This is a genomic window from Burkholderia arboris (assembly GCF_038723655.1).
In the GTDB taxonomy this organism is placed as follows: domain Bacteria; phylum Pseudomonadota; class Gammaproteobacteria; order Burkholderiales; family Burkholderiaceae; genus Burkholderia; species Burkholderia arboris.
The window spans coordinates 3136508-3154206 of record NZ_CP109821.1; the positions used below are offsets into that span (position 1 = coordinate 3136508).

The following is a 17699-nucleotide window of genomic DNA, read 5'->3' on the forward strand; positions in this document are numbered from 1 at the left end:
CCGGATAGTGTCGTGCAGCGCGGGATGTGGGGCTGCACGGAGAAGTGAGTACCAGGAACCGTTGCGTTCGGGCGGCGCGCGGCGCGCACCGCCCGGACTCGCATCAGAACAGCGATTCGTCGACTTCCATCATCGTCTTCGAACCGGCGCGCGCGGCGCGGATCGTCGATGCCGTTTCGGGCAGCAGGCGCGCGAAGTAGAAGCGCGCCGTCGCGAGCTTCGACTTGTAGAACGGGTCGCCCGACGCTTCGTTGTCGAGGGCGAGGCGTGCCATGCGCGCCCAGAAGTACGAGAACACCAGGTGGCCGACGGTACGCAGGTACGGCACGGCGGCAGCGCCGACTTCGTCGGGGTTCTGCATCGCCTTCATGCCGATTTCCATCGTCAGCTTCTGCACCTTGTCGCCGATGTCGGCGAGCGGGTTGATGAACTCGGCCATTTCCGGCTTCACGCCTTCGGCTTCCGCGAATTCCGTCACGAGCTTGCCGAACTTCTTCAGCTTCGCGCCCATGTCGCCGAGCACCTTGCGGCCCAGCAGGTCGAGCGACTGGATCGAGTTCGTGCCTTCGTAGATCATGTTGATCCGCGCGTCGCGCACGTATTGCTCCATGCCCCACTCGGAGATGAAACCGTGGCCGCCGTAGATCTGCATCGCGTGGTTCGTGCACTCGAACGCGTTGTCGGTCAGGAACGCCTTGATGATCGGCGTGAGCAGCGCGACGAGGTCGGCGGCTTCCTTGCGCACGGCTTCGTCGGCGTGCGACAGTTCCTTGTCGATCTGCAGCGCCGACCAGTACGTGAACGCGCGCGCGCCTTCCGCGTAGGCCTTTTGCGTGAGCAGCATGCGGCGCACGTCCGGGTGCACGATGATCGGGTCGGCCGGCTTGTCCGGTGCCTTCGGGCCCGTCAGCGAGCGCATCTGCAGGCGATCCTTCGCATACGCGAGCGAGTTCTGGTACGCGACTTCCGTGAGGCCGAGACCTTGCGCGCCCACGCCGAGCCGGGCCGCGTTCATCATCACGAACATCGCGTTCAAGCCCTTGTTCGGCTCGCCGACCATCCAGCCCTTCGCGTTGTCGAGGTTCATCACGCACGTCGAGTTGCCGTGGATGCCCATCTTGTGTTCGATCGAGCCGCACTTGATGCCGTTGCGCTCGCCCGGCTCGCCCGCTGCATCGGGAATGAACTTCGGCACGATGAACAGCGAGATCCCCTTCGTACCCTGCGGTGCGTCCGGCAGGCGCGCGAGCACGAGGTGGATGATGTTCGCGGCCATGTCGTGTTCGCCGCTCGAGATGAAGATCTTCGTGCCGCTGATCGAGTACGAGCCGTCGCCGTTCGGTTCGGCCTTGGTGCGCAGGATGCCGAGGTCGGTGCCGCAATGCGGCTCCGTCAGACACATCGTGCCGGTCCATTCGCCGGTCACGAGCTTCGGCAGATAGGCCTTCTGCAGTTCCGGTGCACCGTGCGCGTGCAGGCATTCGTACGCGCCGTGCGACAGGCCCGGATACATCGTCCAGGCCTGGTTCGCCGAATTCATCATTTCATAGAGCGCGTTGTTCACGAACGCGGGCAGGCCCTGGCCGCCGTAGTCCGGATCGCAGCCGAGCGCCGGCCAGCCGGCCTCGACGTATTGCTGGTAGGCCTCCTTGAAGCCGGTCGGGGTCTTCACGACGCCGTCGCCTTCATACGTGCAGCCTTCGCGGTCGCCGACCTGGTTCAGCGGGAACAGTACCTCGGAGCAGAACTTGCCCGCTTCCTCGAGGACCTGGTTGATCGTGTCGGCGTCGAGGTCCGCATGCTTGGGCATTTGCTTGACTTCGGCTTCGACGTTCAGAAGCTCGTGCAACACGAATTGCATGTCGCGCAGCGGCGCGGCGTACTGTCCCATGACTCTCTCCAAAGGTGGGCAAAACGGCTCGAGCTCCTGGCGGGCGGGTCACGCGCCGCTAACGGCTCTCGCTCTGATACGAAACAATCGTCTTTTCCAGCGCGGCCCACGTGAGGCGCACGGCGTCCGGCGAATGCAGGAAACGTGCGTCGTGATGCAGGCCGAGCGTGAAGCTGTACAACTCGAAGAGCATCAGGTCCGGATCCGTATCCGCACGCAGATGGCCTTCTTCCTTCGCCTGCGAAATGGCACGCAGCATTGCGGCACGCCAGGCCGTCACGCTCGCGATCAACTGCTCGCGCACGGGGCTGTCAGGCCGGTCGTCGTACTCGACGGCACCGCTGATGTAGATGCATCCCGTCGTCACCTCCTGGATGCGCTTCTCCGTCCAGCGGGCCAGCATCGCCCGAAGGCGCGGCAAGCCCCGCGGCTCGCGCAGGCTCGGAAAGAACACCTCGTTTTCGAAACGATGGTGATACTCGCGGACGACCTCGACCTGCAGGTCTTCACGCGATCCGAAGTGCGCGAACACACCGCTCTTGCTCATCTGCATGCGCTCGGCCAGCAGGCCGATCGTCAGCCCCTCCAGCCCGTCACGGCTGGCGAGGTCCAAAGCAGCTTCAAGTATCGCGGCACGCGTCTGTTCGCCTTTTCGCATAGCTATTTCTGTAACCGTTCGGGGGTTCGAATAAAATCGAACGGCCGTACTATTATTGAGTGCGGCCGCTCGCGAAACAAGGAAATTATTAGAAACCGGTGTCTAACCGAGCCGCTATTTTGCGCGATTCCGGCGGGACCGGAGCGGCTTTTCCGCACGAACGTGCGGACAGATATTTTGAAGCGAATGCTTAGTCTGCGTCAGTCGTAACCGCCGACCGTCAGCGCCTTCATCACGAGACGGTACGCGGTGTACGCGAGCCAGTTCAGCAACCGCTCGATGCGCGGGCGCGCGGCGAAACGCGCGGGGTCGATCTCCCGGCCATCGGCGAACGCAGACGCGATTGCGTCGCGCAGTTCGTTCGTGACTGCATCGTAGCGCACCAGCACGACATTCGCTTCATTGTTCAGCATCAGGCTCAGCGCGTCCAGGTTCGACGAGCCGACCGTCGCCCAGTTGTCGTCGATCACGGCGACCTTGCCGTGCAGCATCGTCTTGTCGTATTCGGCGACGCGCACCCCTGCGCGCAGCAGCGCGTGATAGAGGAACGGCACGGCCGTATCGAGCGCCGCGAACTCCTTGCGGCCGATCAGGATCCGCACGTCGACGCCGCGCCGTGCGGCGCCCGTCAGCGCACGCCGCAGCTTGCGGCCCGGCATGAAGTACGGATTCGCGAGCAGGATCCGCTGGCGCGCCTGGCCGATCGCCGCGAGATACGCCTTCTCGATCGCGCGGCGGTTCACGACGTTGTCGCGCGCGACGAACGCGACGCTCGGCTCGGTCACGACCCTGAGCGCACCGGCCTTGATCCACCGGTGGCTGCGCATCCAGCGCCGGAACATGTCGGGGAACGCTTCGCCGCCGTGCAGCCCGGCCGCGTACTGCGCATACGGCTTGTGGCCGAACTGGATCCGGTGCCACTGCAACTCGAATGCGGCGCGCACGTCGGACACGGCAGGCCCCGCCATCTCGACCGCGAAATCCCAGCGCGGAAACGGCAGCGTCGCGCCGTTCTGCGCGTAGTCGTCGACGATGTTGATGCCGCCGCAGAACGCGACCGCGTGATCGATCACCGCGAGCTTGCGGTGCGTGCGCGAGAAGCCGAAGCGGCCGAACAGGAAGCGGTTGTAGATGCAGCGCTCGACGCCGGCCTCGGCCCACGTGTCGAACAGCGGCAGTCGCGCGGTGCCGATGCCGTCGGTGATCACGCGCACGCGCACGCCGCGCTGCGCCGCGCGGATCAGCGCGTCCGACACCGGGCGCCCTGCCGCGTCGTCGCAGAAAATGTAGGTTTCGAGCATCACCTGCTCGCGGGCCGCATCGATCCGTTCGATCAGGGCCTTGAAGAATGCGCCGCCGCCCTCGCACAGCCGCACGGTGTTGCCCGACGTGAACGCGAGCCGCGATGCGGAACCGCGTTCCTGCAGGAACATCTGCCGCAATTGCGCGAAGCGCTTGCGGGTCTCCGCATTCATGCGGACGAGCCGTGCGGCGCGCGCGACAGGGCCACGCGCGCGGGCAGTTGCAGGATCGCCTCGGCATTCGACGGCGAGAAGCAGCGCGCGGCCGCCTCGCGAAACGGCAGCCACGCATGGTCGACATGCTCGCGCGGCGACAGCGTCACGTCGACGCGCCGCGGCACGCACAGGCCGAACCAGTGCTCGACGTTGCGCGTGACGCCCGGTGCATAGCGGTGCAGGTACTGCGGATAGATCGTGTATTCGATCCGGTGGCGCCAGTCGACGAGCGCGGTGGCCGGCACGTCCGGCGTGCCGACGGCAATGCCGGTTTCCTCGACCACCTCGCGCGCGGCGGTGACGGCGAGCGGCTCGTCGAGCGCGTCCTTCGAGCCGGTGACCGATTGCCAGAAATCGGGCTGGTCGGCACGCTTGATCACGAGCACATCGAGGTCGGGCGTGTAGATCACGACGAGAACGGATTCGGGGATTTTCGGCGGCTTCGTCATCTTTGTTTCATGCGGCACAGGGCCATGCGCCGGCCATGTGCTCCGAACGTACGGCAAGTGCTGCGACTGTACCGCAAAAAATGAAAAAGGCGCATCGCGGCGCCTTTTTCATGGGTGTCGTGTGCGCGTGACCGCACACACGACCGGGTGCGAAAACGCGTTACGCCTTCGGCTGTTCCGGCTGGCGCAGACGGATGTGCAGTTCGCGCAGCTGGCGCTCGTCGACCGGGCTCGGCGCTTGCGTGAGCAGATCCTGCGCACGCTGCGTCTTCGGGAACGCGATCACGTCGCGGATCGAATCGGCGCCGGCCATCATCGTGACGATGCGGTCGAGACCGAATGCGATACCGCCGTGCGGCGGCGCGCCGTACTGCAGCGCGTCCAGCAGGAAGCCGAACTTCAGTTGCGCCTCTTCCGCACCGATCTTCAGCGCGCGGAACACCTTGCTCTGCACTTCCTCGCGGTGGATACGCACCGAACCGCCACCGATTTCCCAGCCGTTCAGCACCATGTCGTACGCCTTCGCGAGGCAGCGGCCCGGGTCGGTCTCGAGGTACTCGAGGTGCTCGTCCTTCGGGCTCGTGAACGGGTGGTGCGCAGCCACGTAGCGCGCATCTTCGTCGTCGTATTCGAACATCGGGAAGTCGACGACCCACAGCGGCTTCCAGCCGGCCTGGACGAGGCCGTTCGCCTTGCCGAATTCCGAATGGCCGATCTTCAGGCGCAGTGCGCCGAGGCTGTCGTTGACGACCTTCGCGCGGTCGGCCGCGAAGAAGATGATGTCGCCGTCTTCCGCGCCGGTGCGCTCGAGGATCGCCGCGATCGATGCGTCGTGCAGGTTCTTGACGATCGGGCTCTGCAGGCCGTCGCGGCCCTTCGCCTTCTCGTTGACCTTGATCCAGGCAAGGCCCTTCGCGCCGTAGATGCGCACGAATTCCGTGTAGCCGTCGATGTCGCCGCGCGACAGTTCGCTGCCCTTCGGCACGCGCAGCGCCGCAACACGGCCGTCCTTCGCGTTGGCCGGCGTGCTGAACACCTTGAAGTCGACGTCCTTCATCGCGTCGGTCAGCTCGGTGAATTCGAGCTGCACGCGCAGGTCCGGCTTGTCCGAACCGAAACGCGCCATCGCTTCCGAGTACGGCATCACCGGGAATTTCGCGTCGAGCTCGACGTCGATCGTCGTCTTGAAGATGTGACGGATCATGTCTTCGAACAGGTCACGGATTTCCTGCTCGCCCAGGAACGACGTTTCGCAGTCGATCTGCGTGAATTCCGGCTGACGGTCGGCGCGGAGGTCTTCGTCGCGGAAGCACTTGGTGATCTGGTAGTAACGGTCGAAGTTCGCGACCATCAGCAGCTGCTTGAACAGCTGCGGCGACTGCGGCAGCGCGAAGAACTGGCCCGCGTTCACGCGCGACGGCACGAGGTAGTCGCGCGCGCCTTCCGGCGTGCTCTTCGTCAGCATCGGCGTTTCGATGTCGATGAAGCCCTGCTCGTCGAGGTACTTGCGTGCCTCGATCGCGACGCGGTAGCGCAGGCGCAGGTTGTGCTGCATCTGCGGGCGACGCAGGTCGAGCACGCGGTGCGTGAGGCGCGTCGTTTCCGACAGGTTGTCGTCGTCGAGCTGGAACGGCGGCGTGACCGACGCGTTCAGCACGATCAGTTCGTGGCACAGCACTTCGATCTTGCCGCTCTTCAGGCCGGCGTTGACCGTGCCTTCCGGACGGTTGCGCACGAGGCCCTTGATCTGCACGCAGAACTCGTTGCGCACGCCTTCGGCGGTCGCGAACATCTCGGCGCGATCCGGGTCGCACACCACCTGCACGAGGCCTTCACGATCGCGCAGGTCGATGAAGATCACACCGCCGTGATCGCGGCGGCGCTGCACCCAGCCGCACAGCGACACGGTTTGGCCCAGCAGGTGTTCGGTCACGAGACCGCAGTATTCAGTACGCATCGACATGATGTTTGCTTTCGTTCGGTTTGATCAACGGGCGCCGCAACGCGCGGCCCGGGCGATGATTCTTTACTTACAGCGGCGGCTCGACGGGGCGGCGGGCGGGCGCCGGAGCCGGCGCCGGAGGCGCCACGACGCCCATCGAGACGATGTACTTGAGCGCGGCATCGACCGACATGTCGAGTTCGATGACTTCGCTCTTCGGCAGCATCAGGAAGAAGCCCGACGTCGGGTTCGGCGTCGTGGGCACGTACACGCTCACGTACTCTTCCGTCAGATGGTTGACCACGTCGCCGCCGGGCGCGCCGGTCAGAAACGCGATCGTATACGAGCCGCGGCGCGGGTATTCGATCAGCAGCGCCTTGCGGAACGCGTTGCCGCTGCTCGACAGCAGCGTGTCCGACACCTGCTTGACGCTCGTGTAGATCGGCCCGACGACCGGGATGTGACGCACGACCGCGTTCCACCACGTGACGAGCTTCTGGCCGATGAAGTTGCGCGTGGCCAGCCCGACGACGAAGATGAACGCGAGCGTCAGCACCGCGCCGATCCCCGGCAGATGGAAGCCGAGCATCCGCTCGGGCTGCCACGATTCGGGCAGCAGGAGCAGCGTCTGGTCCATCGTGCCGATGATGAGGCCGAGCACCCACAGCGTGATCGCGAGCGGGACGAGAACCAGCAGGCCGGTCAGAAACACCGATTTCAGGGTCGTCTTTTTCATCATCTGCCGTCAATGAACCGCGCCGGCGGCGCGGGTTGGTCGCGACCCGGCCGGGCCGCGACGGTCAACTGCTGGCGGCGGGCGCTGCGGCCGGTGCAGGCGCGGCGCTCGTCGTCGTACTGTCGGAAGAGCTTGCGGCAGCCGGCGCGGCTGCTGCGGGCGCGGCTTCCGCCGAAGCGGCCGGCGCCGCGTCGCCCGACGCCGTCGCCGGTGCGCTGGTGCCGCCCGAACCGCCGCGGAAATCGGTGACATACCACCCCGAGCCCTTCAGCTGGAAACCGGCGGCAGTCACCTGCTTGCGAAAAGCATCCTTCCCGCATTCAGGGCATTGCGACAGCGGCGCGTCGCTCATCTTCTGGAGCACGTCCTTCGCGAAACCGCACGCTTCGCATCGATAGGCGTAGATCGGCATGATATTTTTCCCGCAGAAACTGGAAACGGCTTGCAAAACCTTGAATTATAGCTGAAACCCTGGCGCGCTCCGGCAATGGCCGTGACACCCGCCCATCAGCGGCGGCGCCACGTGAGCCAGCGCTCGTGCCCTTCGAACACGGCCAGCGAATCGGTCACGGGCAAATCCTCGATCAGCTCGAAGTGCGGCGCGAGCAACGCGTCGAGTTCCGCACGCCCGATTCCGAACGGCGGCCCCTTCGGTTTCGCCATCACGAAGAAATAGCCGGCCAGCAATCCGTGCGCCGGCAACAGCTCGGCCATCCGAGCCGCATAGCCGGCCCGCATGGCCGGCGGCAGCGCACACAGGAACGCGCGCTCGTACACCCACTGCACGTCGAACGGCGGCCGGTACGTGAAGAAATCGGCCTGCTCGACGACGTCCGCATGCGCGCCGAGCTGCGCCTTCGCGGCAGCTACCGCCTGCGCGGCGAAATCGATCGCACGCACCGGCCAACCGGCCTGCGCGAGCCACCCGGCCTCCTGCGCACTGCCGCAACCGGGAATCAGTACCGTGCACGGCTCGAGCCGGTGCGCGAACACGCGAAAGCCGTCGGGCACGCCGCCGAATTCCCACGGCGTCACGCCGCGCGCGAAACGCTCGTCCCAGAACGATGCCTTGGCCGGGTCGCGCGTCGCGAAATCGGCGGACGTCGGTGCGGCCGGTTGCTTAGGATCGGGCATCGTCGTACTCCTTTCGGTCAGGCGCCGTAGGCGAGCGCGAGCAATACGCGCGCGACCAGCGCCCCGACACCGACCGCCAGGCCGAAGATCAGCAGCGCCTGCAACAACCGGTTCGTCCGTTTCTGCTCGACGAGGACCTGGCGCATCAGCTCCTCGCTCGCGGCGCGCGGCGCGTCGTGGCGCGCGGCCATCGCGTGATGGATCAGGCGCGGCAGTTGCGGCAGCGTCTTGCTCCACTGCGGCGCCTCGACCTTGAAGCGCTCGTACCAGCCGCGCAGGCCGATCTGCTCGGTCATCCAGCGCTCGAGGTACGGCTTCGCGGTCTTCCACAGATCGAGTTCGGGATCGAGCGAGCGGCCGAGCCCTTCGACGTTGAGCATCGTCTTTTGCAGCAGCACGAGCTGCGGCTGGATCTCGACGTTGAAGCGGCGCGATGTCGAGAACAGGCGCATCAGCACCTGGCCGAGCGAGATGTCCTTCAGCGCGCGGTCGAAGTACGGCTCGCATACGGCGCGGATTGCGCTTTCGAGTTCCTCGACACGCGTCTCGGGCGGCACCCAGCCCGATTCCAGGTGCAGCGTTGCGACGCGGTGATAGTCACGCTTGAAGAACGCGAGGAAGTTCTGCGCGAGGTAGTTCTTGTCGAAATCGGACAGCGCGCCGACGATCCCGAAATCGAGCGCGATGTAGCGCCCGAACGTGCTCGGGTCGAGGCTCACCTGGATGTTGCCGGGGTGCATGTCCGCATGGAAGAAACCGTCGCGGAACACCTGCGTGAAAAAGATCTCGACGCCTTCGCGCGCGAGCTTCTTGATGTCGACGCCGGCCGAGCGCAGCGTCTCGACCTGGCTGATCGGCACGCCCGTCATGCGCTCCATCACGAGCACCTGCGACGTCGAGAAATCCCAGAACATCTCGGGCACGAGCAGCAGGTCGAGGCCCGCGAAGTTGCGGCGCAGCTGGCTGCCGTTCGCGGCCTCGCGCATCAGGTCGAGCTCGTCGTGCAGGTACTTGTCGAATTCGGCGACGACTTCGCGCGGCTTCAGGCGGCGGCCGTCGGCCCACATGCGCTCGGTCCAGATCGCGATGTCGCGCATCAGCGCAAGATCCGAGTCGATCACGGACAGCATGTTCGGGCGCAGCACCTTCACCGCAACGGCCTTGCCCGCGTGTACGCCCTGCTTCAGCTTCGCGAAATGCACCTGCGCGATCGATGCGCTCGCGATCGGCTCGCGCTCGAATTCGTCGAACAGCTCGTCGACCGGCGCCCCGAGCGACTTCTCGATGATCGCGATCGCGACAGCGGAATCGAACGGCGGCACCTGATCCTGCAGCTTCGCGAGTTCGTTCGCGAAATCGACCGACAGCAGGTCGCGGCGCGTCGACAGCACCTGGCCGAACTTCACGAAGATCGGGCCGAGGCTTTCGAGCGCGTGACGCAGCCGCACGGCGGGCGGATCGGAATAGCGGCGGCCGATCGTCGTGATCCGCAGCAGCAGCTTCACGCGCCGGTCGTCGATCCGGGACAGCATCACTTCGTCGAGACCAAAACGGATGACGGTGTAGACAATCTTGATGAAACGGAAAATGCGCATGCCCTGCGGCCCTCAGTGCGCGCCGCGCGGGCCTGGGCCCGTGCGCGCGCCGATTTTTTGTTCGAGTCGCTCGACCCGCTTTTCGACCCGCGCGAGCGCATCGCGTGCGCGCGCCAGTTCGGCGTCGAAGCCGCCGAGCGACGTGCGCCGGACGACTTGCGGGTTCTCGTCGAGCCAGTATTCGGCGACGGAATCGAGCACGTTGCGGCCGGTGCGTCGCGCGCGTGCACCGGCATCGCGCACGACCGTCGCGATCCGGAATGCCGCCGCGTCGCCGACCAGCTTCGCGAGATCTTCTTCAGGTTCCCAGCGCAGGTGCTCGGCCAGCTTCGCGATCTGCGTCGCGAATTCCGCGTCGCCCTCGATCTTCACGTGCTTCATCACGGCCGCCTGGCCGCCCTGCAGAAACGCGGCGACGGTATCGCCCGCGAGTGCGATCGACACGTCGACCTGTTGCGCATCGTGCGCGTCGACGGCGGTCAGATAGCCGTCGGGCTGCACCAGCAGCGTGAGCGTGACGGGGGGCACGTCGATCCGGGCAGTCTTGCCCGCATAGGGAATCAGGCGGTCGCGCGCCCACGATTCGCGCGCGAGCAGGTGATTGACGGCAGCAGCAAAAGGCTTGGCGGCAAAGGTCATCGGGCTGGGAAAGAAAAAACCCGCGCAGGCCGGGCGCCCACGCGGGTTTCTATTGTAACGTCGGATCGTCGGCAGACCGTGCCTGACCGTACACCCGGGCGGCAAGCAGTCGCAGTGCGGCGGCCGTCGCCCGGGTGCCCGGCGGCGCGGGCCGCCGAACACGCTCAGTGCGTGTTGATCTGCTGGATACCCGCGAGCAGCCAGCCCTGGCTACCCGACTTCGCCAGGTTCCACACCTCGTCGAACGGTGCGGCCGACGCGCTCGCCGATTCGCGGATCAGGCCGTGGAAACGCACGCTCGCCGACTGCTCGATGCCGCGATCCTCGATGGCAACCAGCTCCGCGTCGAGCTGCACGACGTCGGTCTGGTTCGCCTCGTTGCCGCGCGAATCGAGGTCGATCTTGATCTCGGCGAACATTTCGGGCGTCGTGAACTCGCGAATGTCGGCCAGGTTGCCCTGGTCCCACGCCGCCTGCAGGCGCACGAAGTAGACCTTCGCGCTGCGCAGGAACGCTTCGGTGTCGAAGCCGGCCGGCACCTGGAGCGGTGCTGCCGCAGCCGCTGCCGTGCCGGCGGCCGCTGCACCGCCGCCGAACACGCCCTGCGCTTCGTTCGCATAGCTGCTGCCGCTGCCCGCGTAATTGCTGCCGGTATTGCTTTGCTGGAACGACGGGCTTTGCGAGTAGCCACCCGACGACGACGCCGAGCCGCCGACCGAGTACGCCGGCTCCTGCGGGCGACGGCGGTTCATGAACTTGCGGATCAGCCAGATACCGACCATCGCGAGCAGCGCGATCACGATGACGTTCGCCATCATGCTCGCGAATGCGCCGCCGAGGCCGAAGTGCGACAGCAGCGCCGCGATGCCGAGACCGGCCGCGAGACCGGCGATCGGCCCGAGCCAGCGCGAGCGGTTGGGCTGCGCGGCCGGCGTGGGCGTGGCCGGGTTCGCACGCTGCGCCTGCGACGGCGCGGCCTGCTGCATCGGCTGCTGTGCGGGCGGCGTGGCCTGGCGCTGCGTGACGGTGGAATTCTGCCGGCCGATGCTGCGCCCGCCGCCCATGCGCTTGGCTTCAGCGTCGAGCGATGCGAACGTGCCGGCCGTGAGCAGGCCGACCATCAGCAGTGTGCCGACTCGTCGAGCCCACGGCTTCGACGGCTTGCTACGGTTGAACAACGAACGCGTTTCGGACATCAGCTTCTCCAAATGTAAGGCGAATGTATGGAAAGAACCCCTTAGTACTTGGTTCCCATGTGTAAAGCTACCACGCCACCTGACAAATTGTAATATTTGACGGCATCGAGGCCCGCTTGTTCCATCATCGTCTTCAGCGTGTCCTGATCGGGGTGCATCCGGATAGATTCAGCAAGATACCGGTAACTTTCAGCATCTTTCGCGAACTTGTCGCCAAGCCACGGTAATACTTTGAAAGAATACAGATCGTACGCTTTTTTCAGCGGATCCCAGACTTTCGAGAATTCCAGCACCATCACGCGGCCGCCGGGCTTCGTCACGCGGCGCATCTCGGCCAGCGCGGCGTCCTTGTGGGTCATGTTGCGCAGCCCGAACGCGACCGTGACCACATCGAAGTAGTTGTCCGGAAAGGGAATTTTCTCGGCGTCGCACAGCAGCGACGGCGTCACGAACCCCTTGTCGAGCAACCGGTCGCGGCCGACGCGCAGCATCGATTCGTTGATGTCCGTGTGCCACACCTCGCCCGTCGGCCCGGCCGCCTTCTTGAACGATTTCGTCAGGTCGCCGGTGCCGGCCGCGATATCGAGCACCTTGAAACCGGGGCGCACGTTCGCCTGCGCGATCGTGAACGCCTTCCACGCGCGGTGCATGCCCGCCGACATCAGGTCGTTCATCAGATCGTAGTTGCTCGCGACCGAATGGAACACTCCCGCCACTTTCTTCGCTTTTTCGTTTTCCTCGACGCTTTCGAAGCCGAAGTGGGTTTTGCTCATCGCGTTGATCCTCAGTAAATGGCAAGACGGCGCCGAGCGGGCGCCGTCGATTTCAGTGGCAGTGGCCGTGCGGCGCGGAGGCCGCCTGCATCGGTGCGTCGCGCTCGACGCCCGCCGCCTTCAGTTTGTCGAAATAGTCGCGCCACAGCGCGTCCTGCTGCGTCGCCAGCTCGTACAGCAGATCCCACGAGTAGATGCCGGTCGAATGGCCGTCGGAGAAGGTCGGCTGCAGCGCGTAGTTGCCGACGCCCTCGAGCGCCGTGATCGTCACTTCGCGCTTGCCGGTCTGCAGCGTCTCCTGTCCGGGCCCGTGGCCGCGCACCTCGGCCGACGGCGAATAGACGCGCATCAGCTCGAACGGAATCCGGTAGCTGTCGCCGTTCGGGTACTGCAATTCGAGCACGCGCGACACCGCGTGCACGACGACGCCGGACGGAATCGGCGTCGTGGAAGTCAAACCGCTCATGGCTGCCTCGAATCGGTCATGCGTTGAATTTCCTCGCGCACCGCATTGTGCAGCAGCGAGGCCTGCGCAGCGCGCGAGCGCAGCAGCGCCTCGGACACGCTGCGCTGGCGCGGCGCCCAGACGGGCTGCGGGAAGTGGGCGTCGTTGGAAAAGCGCGGGATCACGTGCCAGTGCACGTGCGGCACCATGTTGCCGAGGCTCGCGAGATTCACCTTGTTCGGCTGCATCACACGGCGCACGGCCCGCTCGACCGCGTAGACCACGCGCATCAGGTGTGCCCGCTCGGGTTCGCCGAGATCGGAGAATTCGGCCACGTGCGCGCCCCAGATTACCCGGCAGAAGCCCGGATACTCGTGCTCGCCCGTCGCGAGGACGACGCGCACCGCATCGTCGCGCCAGAGCAGCTCGCCGCCGTCTTCACGGCAAAACACGCATTCCATCGTCGCTCCCATGTGGACGGGCGCCGGCATTGCTGCGCCGGCGCCCGCTCATTCCTGGCCCGGTCGGGCGGTCGTCATGCCCGCATTAGACCAGCACGCGCTCGATCCCGCCATTGTTCGCGCGTGCGACATAATCGGCCATCCAGTTCTCGCCGAGCACCTGACGCGCAATTTCGACCACGATGTAGTCGGCTTCGAGGTTCGCGTCCTCGCTGTAGCGCGACAGGCCCTGCAGGCACGACGGGCAGCTCGTCAGGATCTTCACGTCCGGGCCGTTCGCGGCCGCGGCGGCCGGCGCCGCCGCATCGCCGGCCACGACCGGGATCGCGCGCAGCTTCGCGGCGCCCTTGCGGATCTCCTCTTCCTTGCGGAAGCGGACCTGCGTCGAAATGTCCGGGCGCGTGACCGCGAGCGTGCCCGATTCGCCGCAGCAGCGCTCGTTCTTCTCGATCTTGTAGCCGTCCTTTTCCGAACCCATCAGCTCGTTGACGAGCCTCACCGGATCCATCGTCTTGATCGGCGTGTGGCACGGGTCGTGATACATGTAGCGCGTGCCCGACACGCCGTCGAGCTTCATCCCCTTCTCGAGCAGGAACTCGTGAATGTCGATGATCCGGCAGCCCGGGAAGATCTTGTCGAATTCGTAGCCGGCGAGCTGGTCGTAGCAGGTGCCGCACGACACGACCACCGTCTTGATATCGAGGTAGTTCAGCGTGTTCGCGACACGGTGGAACAGCACGCGGTTATCCGTGACGATCTTCTCGGCCTTGTCGTACTGGCCCGAGCCGCGCTGCGGATAGCCGCAGCACAGGTAGCCCGGCGGCAGCACCGTCTGCACGCCGGCTTCCCACAGCATCGCCTGCGTCGCGAGGCCGACCTGCGAGAACAGGCGCTCGGAGCCGCAGCCCGGGAAGTAGAACACCGCTTCCGAATCGACGGTCGTCGACTTCGGGTTGCGGATGATCGGCACGATCTTGTTGTCCTCGATGTCGAGCAGCGCGCGCGCCGTCTTCTTCGGCAGGTTGCCCGGCATCTTCTTGTTGACGAAGTGGATCACCTGCTCGACGACGGGCGGCTTGCCGGTCGTCGCGGGCGGGTGCTGCGTCTGCTTCGTCACGACCTTCTTCAGCATGTCGTTCGCGAAGCGCTGCACCTTGTAGCCGACGCCCATCATCACCGTGCGCGCGGCGTTGATCGTCTGCGGATTGGTCGCGTTCAGGAAGAACATGCCGGCCGCATTGCCGGCGTTGAACTTCTTCTTGCCCATCTTGCGCAACAGGTTGCGCATGTTCATCGTGACGTCGCCGAAGTCGATCTTCACCGGGCACGGCGTCGCGCACTTGTGGCACACCGTGCAGTGGTCGGCCACGTCGTTGAACTCGTCCCAATGCTTGATCGACACGCCGCGGCGCGTCTGCTCTTCGTACAGGAACGCCTCGACCAGCAGCGAGGTCGCGAGGATCTTGTTGCGCGGGCTGTACAGCAGGTTCGCGCGCGGCACGTGCGTCGCGCACACCGGCTTGCACTTGCCGCAGCGCAGGCAGTCCTTCACCGAATCGGCGATCGCGCCGATGTCGGACTGCTGCATGATCAGCGACTCGTAGCCCATCAGCCCGAAGCTGGGCGTATAGGCGTTGCGCAGATCGGCGCCGTCGAGCAGCTTGCCCTTGTTGAAGCGGCCGTTCGGGTCGACGCGCTGCTTGTACGCGCGGAACTCGGCGATCTCGTCGTCGGTCAGGAACTCGAGCTTCGTGATGCCGATCCCGTGTTCGCCGGAAATCACGCCGTCGAGCGAGCGCGCGAGCTTCATGATGCGTGCGACCGACGCGTGCGCGTCCTGCAGCATCTCGTAGTTGTCGGAGTTGACCGGGATGTTCGTGTGAACGTTGCCGTCGCCCGCGTGCATGTGCAGCGCGACGAACACGCGGCCGCGCAGCACGCGCTTGTGGATCGCCTGCGCTTCGTCGAGGATCTGCTTGAACGCGCCGCCGTTGAAGATCGCGCGCAGCTCCGCGCGGATCTCCTGCTTCCACGAGATGCGGACCGTGCGGTCCTGCGTGATGTGGAACACGGTCGCGCCCGGCTGTTCGTCCGCGCGATCCGCGAACTTCTCGGCGAGCGCCTCGTAGCCGAGCTGCACGAGGTAGTGCTGCGCCTCGCGCAACGGCTGGTCGAGCCGGTCGCGCACGAATTCCCAGCGTGCGCGCACGCGCTTGAGCAGTTCCAGCGCCTGCTGCACGCGGTCTTCCAGCAGTTCGGCGCTCGGGATTTCGTTCGCATCGTCGGTCTTGCCGAGCGGCAGGTTGCCGCCGCGGAAGAACGCTTCCAGCGCGTCGACGAGTTGCAGCTTGTTCTTCAGCGACAGCTCGATGTTGATCCGCTCGATGCCGTCGGTGTACTCGCCCATCCGGTTCAGCGGGATCACGACGTCTTCGTTGATCTTGAACGCGTTCGTGTGCTTCGCGATCGCGGCCGTGCGGCTGCGGTCGAGCCAGAAGCGCTTGCGCGCCTCCGCGCTGATCGCGACGAAGCCTTCGCCGCTCTTGCCGTTCGCCATCCGGATCACTTCGGACGTCGCGTGCGCCACTGCGTCGGCGTCATCGCCGACGATGTCGCCGATCAGCACCATCTTCGGGAACGCGTTGCGCTTGCTCTTCGTTGCGTAGCCGACCGCGCGCAGGTAGCGCTCGTCGAGGTGCTCGAGACCCGCGAGGATCGCGCCGCCCTGCTTCGACGTCTCGAACAGGTAGTCCTTGATCTCGACGATGCTCGGGATCGCCTCGCGCGCCTGGCCGAAGAACTCGAGGCAGACGGTGCGCGTGTGCGCGGGCATCTTGTGCAGCACCCAGCGCGCGGACGTGATGAGCCCGTCGCAGCCCTCCTTCTGCACGCCCGGCAGGCCGGCGAGGAACTTGTCGGTCACGTCCTTGCCGAGCCCTTCCTTGCGGAACCGGCGGCCTTCGATCTCGAGCATCTCGCTCTTCAGCAGCTTCTCGCCCGGCGCATACGCACCGTCGAACCACTTCAGCTCGAAACGCGCGACCGCGATGTCGTGGATCTTGCCCTGGTTGTGCTCGTGGCGCGTGACTTCGAGCCAGTTGCCGTCCGGGTCGACCATCCGCCACCAGGCCAGGTTGTCGAGCGCGGTGCCCCACAGCACGGCCTTCTTGCCGCCCGCGTTCATCGCGACGTTGCCGCCGATGCACGATGCGTCGAGCGACGTCGGATCGACCGCGAACACGTAACCGGCCGCCTCGGCCGCTTCCGTCACGCGGCGCGTGACGACGCCCGCGCCGGAGAAGATCGTCGGCACCTTGTGCGCGACGCCCGGCAGTTCGGTCAGCTCGACCGCGCCGAGCTGCTCGAGCTTTTCCGTGTTGATCACCGCGGAGAACGGCGTGAGCGGCACCGCGCCGCCCGTGTAGCCGGTGCCGCCGCCACGCGGGATCACGGTCAGGCCGAGCTCGAAGCAGGCCTTGATCAGCGCCGCGATCTCGGCTTCGGTGTCGGGCGTCAGCACGACGAACGGGTATTCGACGCGCCAGTCGGTCGCGTCGGTCACGTGCGACACGCGCGACAGCCCGTCGAAGCGGATGTTGTCCTTTTCCGTGCAGCGGCCGAGCGCCTTGGTCGCGCGACGGCGCAGGTCGGCCATCTTCTCGAATTCGTCGGCGAAGTCGTTGACCGCGCGCTGCGCGGCGGTTTCGAGCATCTCGACACGCAATGCGCGCTCGCGGCCCGCGTCGTCGCGGTGCGCGGTGAGATCCGCGTTGCGGCGCTTGCCGATCTCGGTCAGGCGGTGGTTCAGCGCCTCGATCAGCAACGCGCGGCGCTTCGGGTTGTCGAGCAGGTCGTCCTGCAGGTACGGGTTGCGGCGCACGACCCAGATGTCGCCGAGCACTTCATACAGCATCCGTGCCGAGCGACCCGTGCGGCGCTCGGCGCGCAGTTCGTCGAGCACCGACCACGCCTCTTCGCCGAGCAGGCGGATCACGATCTCGCGATCCGAGAAGGACGTGTAGTTATAGGGAATCTCGCGCAAGCGGGGCGCGGGGTCGGCGGCGACGGCGGCGGCCGCGCCATGCGGATCGAAAACTTGTGGTGCGTTCATGTTCGGACGACTCGGAGGGCCGATACACCGTGCACGGGCGTCGGCAAGCGCGTAGGCGCAATCTTGGGGAAATCTGTTCTGTTACCAGACGCGCGGCTGTCCTTCATGGGGCCGGAGCGGGCGACTTGCCCCTCCTGGCCGGCGACAGGGCC

Annotated in this window: 15 protein-coding genes; all 15 read right to left on the minus strand. The window is 65.9% G+C overall.

The genetic code is table 11. The annotated features are described in order from the left end of the window. Positions 1–103 precede the first annotated feature (103 nt). The 15 genes from OHZ10_RS14720 to OHZ10_RS14790 all read right to left on the minus strand — a co-directional run bounded on the left by OHZ10_RS14720 (position 104) and on the right by OHZ10_RS14790 (position 17547). Positions 104–1891, minus strand: a complete 1788-nt coding sequence (locus tag OHZ10_RS14720; protein ID WP_059233231.1) for an acyl-CoA dehydrogenase C-terminal domain-containing protein — start codon at positions 1889–1891, stop codon at positions 104–106. A gap of 58 nt (positions 1892–1949) precedes the next feature. Then, positions 1950–2549, minus strand: a complete 600-nt coding sequence (locus tag OHZ10_RS14725; RefSeq protein WP_006751498.1) for a TetR/AcrR family transcriptional regulator — start codon at positions 2547–2549, stop codon at positions 1950–1952. 200 nt (positions 2550–2749) lie between these two features. Further along, entirely contained in the window at positions 2750–4024 is a 1275-nt protein-coding gene (gene clsB, locus OHZ10_RS14730; protein WP_059233230.1) for a cardiolipin synthase ClsB, read from the minus strand. Then, positions 4021–4515, minus strand: a complete 495-nt coding sequence (gene nudB / locus OHZ10_RS14735; RefSeq protein ID WP_059233229.1) for a dihydroneopterin triphosphate diphosphatase — start codon at positions 4513–4515, stop codon at positions 4021–4023. The genes clsB and nudB overlap by 4 nt, the downstream gene beginning before the upstream one ends. 160 nt (positions 4516–4675) lie before the next feature. Further along, entirely contained in the window at positions 4676–6478 is a 1803-nt protein-coding gene (gene aspS / locus OHZ10_RS14740; protein WP_059233228.1) for an aspartate--tRNA ligase, read from the minus strand. A 67-nt stretch (positions 6479–6545) separates the two neighbouring features. Beyond that, positions 6546–7196, minus strand: coding sequence for a DUF502 domain-containing protein (locus tag OHZ10_RS14745; RefSeq protein WP_014896080.1), 651 nt, complete (start codon positions 7194–7196; stop codon positions 6546–6548). Positions 7197–7257: 61 nt separating this feature from the next. Further along, a complete protein-coding gene (locus OHZ10_RS14750) occupies positions 7258–7605 on the minus strand; it encodes an FmdB family zinc ribbon protein (RefSeq protein WP_059233227.1) in 348 nt (115 codons plus the stop codon). A gap of 95 nt (positions 7606–7700) precedes the next feature. Beyond that, complete coding sequence (locus OHZ10_RS14755; RefSeq protein WP_342702875.1) at positions 7701–8327, minus strand: SAM-dependent methyltransferase; 627 nt, start codon at positions 8325–8327, stop codon at positions 7701–7703. A gap of 17 nt (positions 8328–8344) precedes the next feature. Then, complete coding sequence (ubiB, locus tag OHZ10_RS14760; RefSeq protein ID WP_059233225.1) at positions 8345–9922, minus strand: ubiquinone biosynthesis regulatory protein kinase UbiB; 1578 nt, start codon at positions 9920–9922, stop codon at positions 8345–8347. 12 nt (positions 9923–9934) lie between these two features. Further along, positions 9935–10561: a ubiquinone biosynthesis accessory factor UbiJ gene (locus OHZ10_RS14765; RefSeq protein ID WP_175847519.1), complete on the minus strand. Its 627-nt coding sequence runs from the start codon at positions 10559–10561 to the stop codon at positions 9935–9937. 164 nt (positions 10562–10725) lie between these two features. Beyond that, a complete protein-coding gene (locus OHZ10_RS14770) occupies positions 10726–11757 on the minus strand; it encodes a Tim44 domain-containing protein (RefSeq protein ID WP_059236622.1) in 1032 nt (343 codons plus the stop codon). A gap of 41 nt (positions 11758–11798) precedes the next feature. After that, entirely contained in the window at positions 11799–12530 is a 732-nt protein-coding gene (ubiE, locus tag OHZ10_RS14775; RefSeq protein WP_059233223.1) for a bifunctional demethylmenaquinone methyltransferase/2-methoxy-6-polyprenyl-1,4-benzoquinol methylase UbiE, read from the minus strand. Between the two features lie 52 nt (positions 12531–12582). After that, on the minus strand, positions 12583–12996 hold the full coding sequence (locus OHZ10_RS14780; RefSeq protein WP_069747065.1) for a gamma-butyrobetaine hydroxylase-like domain-containing protein: 414 nt from the start codon (positions 12994–12996) through the stop codon (positions 12583–12585). Then, a complete protein-coding gene (locus OHZ10_RS14785; RefSeq protein WP_059233221.1) occupies positions 12993–13436 on the minus strand; it encodes an HIT family protein in 444 nt (147 codons plus the stop codon). Before OHZ10_RS14785 ends, OHZ10_RS14780 begins: the two co-directional genes overlap by 4 nt. Positions 13437–13521: 85 nt before the next feature. Then, a complete protein-coding gene (locus OHZ10_RS14790; protein WP_256085264.1) occupies positions 13522–17547 on the minus strand; it encodes a DUF3683 domain-containing protein in 4026 nt (1341 codons plus the stop codon). Positions 17548–17699 lie beyond the last annotated feature (152 nt).

Excerpts from the sequence above, each read along its gene's own strand:
- OHZ10_RS14790 (WP_256085264.1), bottom strand. The coding sequence starts at position 17,547 with ATGAACGCACCACAAGTTTTCGATCCGCATGGCGCGGCCGCCGCCGTC.
- OHZ10_RS14750 (WP_059233227.1), bottom strand. The coding sequence starts at position 7,605 with ATGCCGATCTACGCCTATCGATGCGAAGCGTGCGGTTTCGCGAAGGAC.
- nudB (WP_059233229.1), bottom strand. The coding sequence starts at position 4,515 with ATGACGAAGCCGCCGAAAATCCCCGAATCCGTTCTCGTCGTGATCTAC.
- OHZ10_RS14745 (WP_014896080.1), bottom strand. The coding sequence starts at position 7,196 with ATGATGAAAAAGACGACCCTGAAATCGGTGTTTCTGACCGGCCTGCTG.
- OHZ10_RS14755 (WP_342702875.1), bottom strand. The coding sequence starts at position 8,327 with ATGCCCGATCCTAAGCAACCGGCCGCACCGACGTCCGCCGATTTCGCG.
- OHZ10_RS14725 (WP_006751498.1), bottom strand. The coding sequence starts at position 2,549 with ATGCGAAAAGGCGAACAGACGCGTGCCGCGATACTTGAAGCTGCTTTG.
- clsB (WP_059233230.1), bottom strand. The coding sequence starts at position 4,024 with ATGAATGCGGAGACCCGCAAGCGCTTCGCGCAATTGCGGCAGATGTTC.
- OHZ10_RS14785 (WP_059233221.1), bottom strand. The coding sequence starts at position 13,436 with ATGGAATGCGTGTTTTGCCGTGAAGACGGCGGCGAGCTGCTCTGGCGC.
- OHZ10_RS14765 (WP_175847519.1), bottom strand. The coding sequence starts at position 10,561 with ATGACCTTTGCCGCCAAGCCTTTTGCTGCTGCCGTCAATCACCTGCTC.
- OHZ10_RS14770 (WP_059236622.1), bottom strand. The coding sequence starts at position 11,757 with ATGTCCGAAACGCGTTCGTTGTTCAACCGTAGCAAGCCGTCGAAGCCG.
- ubiE (WP_059233223.1), bottom strand. The coding sequence starts at position 12,530 with ATGAGCAAAACCCACTTCGGCTTCGAAAGCGTCGAGGAAAACGAAAAA.
- aspS (WP_059233228.1), bottom strand. The coding sequence starts at position 6,478 with ATGTCGATGCGTACTGAATACTGCGGTCTCGTGACCGAACACCTGCTG.
- OHZ10_RS14720 (WP_059233231.1), bottom strand. The coding sequence starts at position 1,891 with ATGGGACAGTACGCCGCGCCGCTGCGCGACATGCAATTCGTGTTGCAC.
- OHZ10_RS14780 (WP_069747065.1), bottom strand. The coding sequence starts at position 12,996 with ATGAGCGGTTTGACTTCCACGACGCCGATTCCGTCCGGCGTCGTCGTG.
- ubiB (WP_059233225.1), bottom strand. The coding sequence starts at position 9,922 with ATGCGCATTTTCCGTTTCATCAAGATTGTCTACACCGTCATCCGTTTT.